The sequence below is a fragment of the Vibrio sp. A8-1 genome (genome assembly GCF_013048685.1).
GTDB classification, from domain to species: Bacteria; Pseudomonadota; Gammaproteobacteria; order Enterobacterales; family Vibrionaceae; genus Vibrio; species Vibrio metschnikovii.
Window position 1 is genome coordinate 1 of the sequence record NZ_VHTC01000092.1, and the last position, 1,118, is coordinate 1,118.

Consider the following 1,118-nt stretch of genomic DNA (forward strand, 5'->3'; position numbering starts at 1 on the left):
ACACAGCTATGACTGAAACCAATAACTGATTTAATCTCATGTACTTACTCCATTTTATTTTGTATAAAAAACTTCCAACCAACTATAGCGCATAACGCCGCGTTAAGGGGTGAGCAACGCAACTACCAACTCATCGCATTGCACTAAAAACTAATAAAATCAAAGCATAACGAAAATGCTACGCGTTGCGAATCCCTCTTTAACGCTTTGTTAGCCGTCATGCCAACGAGAGCCCACCATCAACTACCAGCGTGTGACCAACGATATAACTAGATTTATCAGATAATAAAAACTCTATTGCATTGACGATTTCGTCGATTTCACCAAAACGATTGATTGGTACGACGCCTGAAACCTCAGCGCGAATATGAGAATTTTCAAGTTGCTTTTCTTCCCATCGAGGCGTCCAAGTGACACCGGGGGCAACTGCATTGATTCGAATGCCAGATTTAATGCTTTCTAAGGCAACAGATTTAGTTAAACCCTCAAGGGCGTGTTTAGCTGCACTATACATTGATGCATTGGGTGTCGGTCTAATACCATTAACCGAACTTATATTTACTATGGATGCACCTGCTTCCATTAACTTCAGTTCAGATCTCAAACATAAAGCTTGGCACAAAAAATCCACATGAAGTGTTTCTTTGAGAAATGGGACTTCTACTTGAGATAAATACCCTCGAGAAGCAAGTGCCGGAGACGCGTTATTTACAGCAACGTCTAACTTACCGTAATGCTCTGCAACGTGGGTAAATAGCCTTTCTAATTGTTGCTCATCCGCAATATCAACAGACTGATAATCAACAGCTTTTAATTCTGGGTATTTTTTAAGTACATCTAACCAAGTATTCTTTGAACGAGAACATGTAATAACTTTATATCCCTGCTTCAAAAGCCGAAGAACTGTATGTAAACCGATACCTTTTGAACCACCTGTAACTAATGCTATTTTCAATTTAGGACTCCTTTCCTATTTATGTACTTTGACGGCTAACGCCGCGTTAAGGGGTGAGCAACGCAACTACCAACTCACCGCATTACACTAAAAACTAATAAAATCAACGCATAACGAAAATGCTACGCGTTGCGAATCCCTCTTTAACGCCTTGTTAGGGCTA

1 protein-coding gene is annotated in these 1,118 nt (G+C 40.2%); it reads right to left on the minus strand.

Translation table 11 applies throughout. The features are described from left to right. Positions 1 to 217: 217 nt before the first annotated feature. Positions 218 to 955: an SDR family oxidoreductase gene (locus tag FKN93_RS17355; RefSeq protein ID WP_170905764.1), complete on the minus strand. Its 738-nt coding sequence runs from the start codon at positions 953 to 955 to the stop codon at positions 218 to 220. Positions 956 to 1,118 lie beyond the last annotated feature (163 nt).